11 protein-coding genes are annotated in these 8,143 nt (G+C 40.6%); 9 read left to right on the forward strand and 2 right to left on the reverse strand.

The genetic code is table 11. From position 1 onward, the window contains the following. Positions 1 to 469: 469 nt before the first annotated feature. Positions 470 to 769 carry a type II toxin-antitoxin system Phd/YefM family antitoxin gene (locus tag EWV68_RS07205; protein ID WP_002763657.1) on the reverse strand — a complete coding sequence of 100 codons (300 nt, stop codon included), beginning with the start codon at positions 767 to 769 and terminating at the stop codon, positions 470 to 472. A 378-nt stretch (positions 770 to 1,147) separates the two neighbouring features. On the opposite strand from EWV68_RS07205, the gene EWV68_RS07210 reads away from it, so the two are divergent. The 6 genes from EWV68_RS07210 to EWV68_RS07235 all read left to right on the forward strand — a co-directional run bounded on the left by EWV68_RS07210 (position 1,148) and on the right by EWV68_RS07235 (position 2,761). Beyond that, complete coding sequence (locus EWV68_RS07210) at positions 1,148 to 1,360, forward strand: type II toxin-antitoxin system HicB family antitoxin (protein WP_002734412.1); 213 nt, start codon at positions 1,148 to 1,150, stop codon at positions 1,358 to 1,360. After that, the gene (locus EWV68_RS07215; protein WP_002733933.1) at positions 1,357 to 1,581 is read left to right on the forward strand and encodes a type II toxin-antitoxin system HicA family toxin; all 225 of its coding nucleotides are present in this window, start codon (positions 1,357 to 1,359) and stop codon (positions 1,579 to 1,581) included. Before EWV68_RS07210 ends, EWV68_RS07215 begins: the two co-directional genes overlap by 4 nt. Positions 1,582 to 1,658: 77 nt before the next feature. After that, a complete protein-coding gene (locus EWV68_RS07220) occupies positions 1,659 to 1,931 on the forward strand; it encodes a type II toxin-antitoxin system RelB/DinJ family antitoxin (RefSeq protein WP_039899745.1) in 273 nt (90 codons plus the stop codon). Positions 1,932 to 2,000: 69 nt separating this feature from the next. After that, the gene (locus tag EWV68_RS07225) at positions 2,001 to 2,189 is read left to right on the forward strand and encodes a hypothetical protein (protein ID WP_039899746.1); all 189 of its coding nucleotides are present in this window, start codon (positions 2,001 to 2,003) and stop codon (positions 2,187 to 2,189) included. Positions 2,190 to 2,294: 105 nt separating this feature from the next. After that, complete coding sequence (locus EWV68_RS07230; protein WP_002753457.1) at positions 2,295 to 2,540, forward strand: type II toxin-antitoxin system HicB family antitoxin; 246 nt, start codon at positions 2,295 to 2,297, stop codon at positions 2,538 to 2,540. After that, on the forward strand, positions 2,540 to 2,761 hold the full coding sequence (locus EWV68_RS07235; RefSeq protein ID WP_002732388.1) for a type II toxin-antitoxin system HicA family toxin: 222 nt from the start codon (positions 2,540 to 2,542) through the stop codon (positions 2,759 to 2,761). Before EWV68_RS07230 ends, EWV68_RS07235 begins: the two co-directional genes overlap by 1 nt. A gap of 96 nt (positions 2,762 to 2,857) precedes the next feature. Here the strand turns inward: EWV68_RS07235 and EWV68_RS07240 are convergent, their stop codons facing one another. Then, on the reverse strand, positions 2,858 to 4,294 hold the full coding sequence (locus tag EWV68_RS07240) for a folate/biopterin family MFS transporter (protein ID WP_287169334.1): 1,437 nt from the start codon (positions 4,292 to 4,294) through the stop codon (positions 2,858 to 2,860). A 366-nt stretch (positions 4,295 to 4,660) separates the two neighbouring features. Between EWV68_RS07240 and EWV68_RS07245 the strand changes: the two genes are divergently transcribed. From EWV68_RS07245 to EWV68_RS07255, 3 genes are all read left to right on the forward strand, one after another. Further along, positions 4,661 to 5,614 carry a hypothetical protein gene (locus tag EWV68_RS07245; protein WP_271972326.1) on the forward strand — a complete coding sequence of 318 codons (954 nt, stop codon included), beginning with the start codon at positions 4,661 to 4,663 and terminating at the stop codon, positions 5,612 to 5,614. Next, positions 5,611 to 6,522 carry a hypothetical protein gene (locus EWV68_RS07250; RefSeq protein WP_287169336.1) on the forward strand — a complete coding sequence of 304 codons (912 nt, stop codon included), beginning with the start codon at positions 5,611 to 5,613 and terminating at the stop codon, positions 6,520 to 6,522. The genes EWV68_RS07245 and EWV68_RS07250 overlap by 4 nt, the downstream gene beginning before the upstream one ends. Positions 6,523 to 7,019: 497 nt before the next feature. Beyond that, on the forward strand, positions 7,020 to 7,991 hold the full coding sequence (locus EWV68_RS07255; RefSeq protein ID WP_061430489.1) for a LysR family transcriptional regulator: 972 nt from the start codon (positions 7,020 to 7,022) through the stop codon (positions 7,989 to 7,991). Positions 7,992 to 8,143 lie beyond the last annotated feature (152 nt).

Consider the following 8,143-nt stretch of genomic DNA (forward strand, 5'->3'; position numbering starts at 1 on the left):
AATTTTCAGGGAAAAAGTCCCTGAATTTCCCCCTGATCACTCCCATATCTGGTACTTTTTGAGGGGAAAAAAGTCCAAAAGTCTTATCCAACAAGGTTTTTAGATTTATTCAGCAAGCCTTAATTAGTTCCCCAATCCGTGTCATAGAAAAGGGGTTTCTTTGAGAAGAAAACGGAAGAAAACGGATTTCTTTGAGAAACCCGTTTTCTGTTTAAGCGCCATTGGAACTGAGAAAACGGGTTTCTTTGAGAAGAAAACGGAAGAAAACGGATTTCTTTGAGAAACCCGTTTTCTTAATCAGCTTTTTTATCTGTTTTGTAAGTACCTAAGCAAAATTAATTACACATTTCGATCAAGCTTTTGCCTTTTGCCTCTTGCCTTTTGCCTATCCTAACCAAGAAATTAATTTTGCACGACTACTTACCACCATCTTAAATCTTCTCGAAATTGGTGATCAAAGACAATTGCCCTACTCTTGGCGTTCAATTCCTAACTCCTGACAAAGTTCTGTAACTGTCTGTCCCGGTATTGTTTGAACGTCCCTCTCCATTGAACGTTCCAGTGCTGCCAATAACTTTCTCGCATTCGCAGGCGATCGCAAAAGATAAACGGTTTCTAATAAGCCAGTTAATTCCTCTGCGCTTAATAGTGCCATATCTTTATGACCAGGGCGCGTAATAATCGCCATACTATTCTCGCTTTCCAGTCGATCCAGAAGGCTCGCTAAATTTTCTTGAGCTTGAGTGTAGGTAGTTTGGATAGAAAACATAAGGCGAGGGCAACGAGTTGATTCGATTTTAGCTTATTTCATCAACTGAGAAAACGGGTTTTTTAAAGAAACCCGTTTTCTGGACTTAGGGCGATCGATCTTCACTCCTACCTCATCCCAGAATAATTGACGAAAAACATCGATAAAACCCTATATAATCGCTTAAAACAGCGATACTTGACAAAATCGGGGGGGGATAGGCTTTTGGATAGAATTTACCAAAAGACAGGACTTGGTTCCCTAATCCGTGCCATAGAAAAGGGGTTTCTTTGAGAAACCCCTTTTCTGGAATAAGCCGCGATCGCTAGGAGTTGCTAACTCGCGCTAGACTGGATTCAAATAATTAACTTCCAATCAATTCAAAGCAAGGACAAACCCATGAAATATCGCGTCTTAATTGAGCAAGATGAAGATGGCATTTATGTGGCTGAAGTTCCCTCCCTACCCGGCTGTATTTCTCAAGGCAATACCCGGGAAGAGTTACTCGCCAACATTCAGGAAGCAATTGCTTTATATCTAGAAAGCCTAGAAGCGCACAATGAACCGATTCCACCACCAATTTCTGAGGAACTGGTAGAGGTTAAATTATGAGTGAACTCCCTCCTATCGCTGGTCGCCAAGTCGTTAAAGCACTGGGCAAGATTGGCTACGAATTAGATCGGCAGCGAGGAAGTCATATCATACTCAGACAAAAAGCCTATCCCTATCGACGCATCACCATCCCTGACCATCGAGAAGTGGCTAAGGGAACACTGAGATCTATCATTCGTCAAGCGGGATTGACAGTGGCAGAGTTTAAAACTCTCCTTTAGCTTGAGTCACCAGAGTCGAAACAACCGCTCATAAATCGCCAATTCAAAAATATACTATTAAACAATGTAAACGCTATATGAGTCAATCTGCTACTGCAATCAATACTAAACTAATTGATTCCCTTGCTCAAATTATCCTTTCTTTAACTGACGAAGAACAACAGCTTCTCCTACAAAAAATTCAGCATCCAGCCTTATCTGATGTCAATTGTCATCAAGGTTTTCCCTTTGATGTTCAAATTCCTAATACAGAAACGCTCGCCGCCATTGAAGAAGTAGAAAAACATCCTGAGCGTCTTAAGCGTTATACTAGCGTTGGGCAGATGTTCGAGGATTGGAACAGTGATTAAGACAACCCAAGTGCGGATTCCTGCCTTGATGCGTAGTGTCGAAGAAATTAAACTTGAATGGAGTTAAATATGGATTTTGTTCCTCAGCTTCCCCGGGATTCTGATCAACTTAAGCAAACTTTGGCAAAAGCACACCGCAATTGTCAAGAGATGGAATTAGTTCGATTACAATTAGAAGAAGCGATTAGTCGCTTAGAAGCGGAAAATCGTCAAAGACGAAGACAGCAGTTAGAAAACCTAGAAAACGGGTTTCTTTGAGAAACCCGTTTTCTGGAGAAACAGGGCAAAATTATCGCCAAGTTCAAAACAACTGATCATCAAATCGACAATCTTCGAGACAATAACTGAGCTTTATTCCTGTCAATGATGCTAACAAAATATCTAAAACAAGCAATGGAACTGGCAACTTATGAAGTTCTAGAAGACGGTACTTTTTATGGAGAAATTCCGGGATTTGAGGGAGTATATGCTAATGAAACAACCCTCGAAGCTACTAAGGAACAGTTACAGGAAGTTTTGGAAGGCTGGGTTATTTTAGGACTACGCTTACAGCATCAGTTACCGATTGTTGACGGTATCAATCTAACCCCTCAACAAAAAATCGCCTGATGCCACCTTTTGCCCCCATCAAAAGGAAAGAGTTAATTCGCCAGTTGAGAAAGCTGGGATTTTCTGGTCCTCTGGTAGGAGGAAATCATCAATATATGGTGCAGGGAAAGTTAAAAATCTGGATTCCTAATCCACACCAAGGAGATATCAGTAAAAGCTTGCTGGCTAAAATTTTACAACAAGCAAATATTAGTAGAGAAGAATGGGAAAAATTACGTTAAACAATTCTGTCTTGGAAAAGTTAAAAACTGTTATCAATTAAGCAAGATGAATGCCATAGAAAAGGGGTTTCTTTGAGAAACCCCTTTTCTGGACTGTCAATCTCTTGTGTCGATTAATTCGGGGACAAGTTCGGGAATAAAACCGGGTTCAGCTAAAGAACCGGTAACATGATGTTCAAAGACTTCTGCGGGGGGAAAAGTTTTCTTGACTTCCTGAGATTGCGGATCCGTAGAAGGTAGCCATTTAATTAGGGGTAAAGGTAGGAGAGTCGAGAGATTAGTAATCACCACCAATAACCAAAGGTTATCAAAATTAGTTTCGGTGACTCCCAACCAATGGGTTAATAAAGCGCCGATTTCTTGGGAAACTAATCCCGACATATTCCAGATAGACATTAATAAAGCGAATAGAGATGCTTCAATGCCCACGGGACAAAGACGGGCCGATAAAATTAAGACGGGTAAAAAGGCAATTTGTCCCATGACGGTGAGGATGAGACTATCCCCCAAACTAAACCAATGATCGTCAATACCGAGCGCTCGATTAGTATGGGTAACTAAGAGTAGGGTAGTCATCCCTAAAAGCGCAGAAATCACCGTACTCCAACCCAAAATTAAACGAAAGGAAATCGCTTTTAAAAACCGTTGATATACCCAGATGCCCAGGATCGAGGCTAAACTGGTGACTAGGCGCACTCGTCCTAAAAATTCCGGTTCAAATCCTAACTCGTTGGTGGTGAAGTAAAAAAAGGCAGAATCGGCGCTAGGAGTAGCCTGCCAGAGAAAAATAAAGGCAGTGGGTAATAAAATTGATTTTTGTCTAATTGCTGACCATAATTGCCCGATTTGCTCCTTGACTTTGGGCGTGGATTGTGCATCATCATTATTCTTGATTTTTTCCTCTGTAATTAAAAACGCCATGGCTGAGGCAATCAGGGGAAAAATAGCCGTGAGAGCGAAGACGGGACGAGTACCGAGGTGTGCGAGTAACCAACCACCCAGATAAGCCGTAATTAAGCCGCCTAACGCCGATATTCCCCAAGTTAAGGACTGTAGAGAACCGGATTGAGTTAAGGACTCTTTGCGCGCCCTTTCTACTACCAAAGAATCGACGATGACATCACTAATGGTGACAGAAAGGGAACCAAGCAGGATCGCGGCCATCGCTTGCCAAGCATTCTCCACCACAGTGGCTAGGGCCAACCAAGCTAAAACCCCGAGAATTCCCGATAAAATTAGGTAGGGCCGACGACGATAGCCAAAAATAGGCAAACCATCCGAAAGAAAGCCAAAAGCTGGTTTAATCACCCAAGGAATCGCCGCCACTCCGATTAATGCCCCCATCTGGGAGGGACTCAAGGCCAAATCGTCTTTTAAAAAGAAGCTAACCGCTAATCGGGAGAGTCCGAGAATGCCCTGCACGAAATAAACCCCTAAAATGCCAATTAATTCGGGATTAGGGTCATTTCCGAACAAGATAGTCTCTTTAAGGAATTTTTTCCCGCGATCGATGCCAAGGCGATTAATAAGCATGAAGTTTCATAAATATTTGTTACTGTCTCTATAATAATGATTGAGCGCTCGATCGGTGCGTTAGCTGTTAGGGTTTAACTGTTGAGCTTTAGGTTTTGGCAGTTGGGTATTGGGTTTTAGGGTTTTAGTGGAATTTCCCCATAAAAGACTTATTGTCGTGTTATGGGGAAAGTTTCTTGCGATCGCTCCATCAATATACAGAAAGATTCTTAAAAAAATGTGTATTTCGTGTGATACATAGAAAGTTTATTTATAATATCTGGTTATGCAACCTAATCTATCGGTGGAGTCAAAACTTGAATCCTAATATTGCTTTTTGTTACTAAAGTGATTGAAAAGTGTTAGTAAATCCTCGGAACAATCAAGATGATTAATGTCAAAACAAGAGAAGCAATTGACGAGTTTAACATAACAAAAAACTCGACAAATGTTGGTGAGATTTATGATTCTCTAGAAAGATTGCGACCTGACAAACTTAGTTCAAATACCATAGTCCAGCTAGTTAGGTATATAGAAAGTTTTGCAAACAAAAATATAATATCTGCTCAACATTACAATAGCTTTGGAACAGGCGGCGATAAAATTAAGACGATTAATATATCAACAATAGCCTCGATAATTGCTTCTAATTTTCTCAATGTCTACAAAGTTGGAACAAAAGCAGTTACATCTATTTGGGGAAGTTCTGATTTTATCAAATCACTTAAATCAAATCTTTATCAATTTCCGATAGCCATAAGAGATAAAGCCTTCTATCAAGAAGGCTCGGGATATTTTTCGTTAGATGAATTGGGTTATCCGTATTCTAACCCACTGAGAGAGGCTCGGTTAATGATTTACCGAGAAAGTATTCCTGATATCTATAAAATTATATTTCCTGTTTCAAATCTTACTAATTCAAGTGGTCAAGTTAATGGGGTATATTGCAGTAATTATATAGATCATTATATTGATGTATCAATTGCCTTAGAAAGGAATAGCTTGATTGTACACTCGACTCATGAAATTGATGAGATTTTTGCAGGAAGAAACTTAGTAATCCGGATTTTTAATGGAAGATTAGTTAAAAGTGAAGTAAATCTACCAGAACATTATGTTAATGATGATTACTTTGAATTTATGTCAGAATCAGCCGACATAAAGAATCACATCTCAAAGTTTGAAAAAATTCTTAAAGGCGAATGTTCCGAAGACATAAGTTTAACGATTGCTTATAATGTTGCATGTATTCTCAACCTTGAATATCAAGATATTTTATTAGATGAACTTGTAGATCGGGTTTCTACATTTATGAAATCTATTCCGTATGTGCCAGTATGAACAAAACAAATAAAGCACCTATACCTTATAGTTTTTGGGCAGCAATAGTAGGATTCAGCTTATCTATAATTAATGATTTCGGAGATTATATTCCATTTTTAAAAGGTCATGAAATTGACTTAATTCTATTTGTAATTATTGTAATCACTCTTGATCAACTGAACCAAAGGGGTTCACTTGAGGGATTCAAAAGCGAAGTTATTTCAGCAGTTCAAAATATTGACAGTAAGCACCTAGAGCTTAAACAGGAATTAATTTCTGAAATTCGTAATATTGACATCAAAACTTTGGAAGTAATTAGGAATGAAAGAATTGGGATTGTCACTCAAATATCTATTGCAAGGATTTTTGATGATTTTGTTGGTGATGAATATTATGCGTTTAATGCTCCTTTACAGTATGAAAACGAGAACTTGGGGGACAGGCTACAATTTCATGTTAGAAGATATAAAAATGTAAACTTTAAAGTTGCTCATTACTATTACCCAATTTTTTCATGTCCTGATAAGAGGGTTGTCCGAGAATGGATGGCTGGAATTAATGGTTTCTACCAAAATTTGATGGATCATGGTCAACTCACGGAAAATGAGAAAAAAAAGATTATCTTTTATATTCCTACAAAACAATATGATTTCTCTCCAGCTTTAAATATTTCCTACTTTATAGGCAAAAAAAATAGAGGGTTTGAAGCTATTGTTTATATACATAATGAGATTTTCATGGATATTCAAAGAAGGAAGCCCAAAATCATGCTTACAATCTATGACGATAAAGTTATCGAGCTACTGCGTGATCATAGAGCAGATGCAATCACAAGAAATATGCCAAGAATACAAAGGATTATTGGAATTGACGACTTTCTTACATATTTACAAGAGGAACTAGAGAAAATGGCTCTCCTAGACTGATTATAGCAAATTAGCTGTAGGGGCGTTTCCTAATGCAAGTCCTACTACTCCACCGATCGATTTTGGGGAACGCACCATGCTCATGTATTCCCGCCAGTAAACAGAGCCTGGTTTAACAATTTCTGGCACAAGAATAGATTGCTCACCTAGACTTTCAGGCACTGACCACTGTAGCTTGTCCTTTAGGTAAGGTAAGGGACCTGCGTAGGAATAATATCCCAGCCAGACAGTCGCTCTGTAGAAGAATCAGACAAGCCATAAATGGTACATTATCAAAGCGCAAGTCCCTAATCGGAACAGGTGCTTTTGAATTAGCAAAAGATGGCCTCACAGCTTCCGAGCAACTTTTAGCCCGATTTCCAGATGTTCAAAGTAGTTCAAGGCTGACCGCTGAAATAACTGATAACTGAGAAAACGGTAGCAATTTCTACCAAAAGTCAGAATAAAATTCGTTATCGTCATAAGGTCATGACGGAATGTAATTAAAACGAGAAAGAATGCGGATCGAGCAATTGCAAGCCTTTTTAGCCGTAGCCGATACGGGCAATTTTGGTCAAGCCGCGCGCCAGTGTGGAGTCACCCAATCGACTATCAGCCGCCAGATTCAATCCCTAGAAACCGATTTGGGCTTACCTCTTTTCCATCGTACCGCCCAAGCGAAGTTAACCATTGCCGGGGAGAAATTACTGCCCCGGGCGAAACGGATTTGTCAAGAATGGACGAATATTCACGAGGAAATCACGGACCTACAGGCAGGAAAACAGCCAGAATTGTGCGTGGCGGCGATTCATTCCGTGTGCGCCCACTATTTACCGCCGATTTTGCCGAAATTTTGTGCTGAATACCCAGAAGTTCAGTTAAGAGTTACAGCACTAGGCAGCGATCGCGCTTTAAAAGTGCTGCGGGATGGTTTAGTAGATGTGGCGTTGGTAATGAATAATCGTTTTCTCACCTCTAGCCCGGAGATGGTGGTCGAGGTATTATACCAAGAAGCGATCGAAATTCTCATGGCCGCTAATCATCCCCTCGCCCAATACAAAGAAGTGCCATGGTCAGAATTAATCCCCTATCCGCAAGTGGTTTTCAAAGACGGCTACGGAATGCAAAGATTAGTACAAGAATGGTTTTCCCGTCAGGATGCCCACCTGAAAACCGTCATGGAATTAAACACCCTCGATGCTTTTCGCGGTGTGGTGCGTCAGGGTAATATTATCGCTCTTCTGCCCCAATCCGCCTTGATGGAGGCCCGTAGCGACGCCACCCTCGCCATTCGTCCTCTTGCTTCCCCTAGTGGCGAAAATCCCCATCTTAACAATGGTAAATTTAGTCATCGTCTCACCCGTCAGGTAGTCCTCGTCACCACTAGCGATCGCCTACAGATACCACCGATCGCTCATTTTTGTCAATTAGTGCGGCAAATGAATCAAAGTGTGGTTAAAAGCCTAGAAAACCACCCCGTCCAGCCTTAGCAATCCCAATCAATCCTATTTAGGGTTTGCGGCAAAAAGCTTTTCCTAGGGGCAGGGTGTGGCCCCCCCAACCCCCCCGACATCGGGGGGGCAGGTGGGGTGTGGGGTTTTACCGATTTTCAGGTGGTCAATTACCTAATTTTCAGGGAAAA

Source organism: Microcystis sp. M_QC_C_20170808_M9Col (genome assembly GCF_007095495.1).
Lineage (GTDB): Bacteria > Cyanobacteriota > Cyanobacteriia > Cyanobacteriales > Microcystaceae > Microcystis > Microcystis aeruginosa.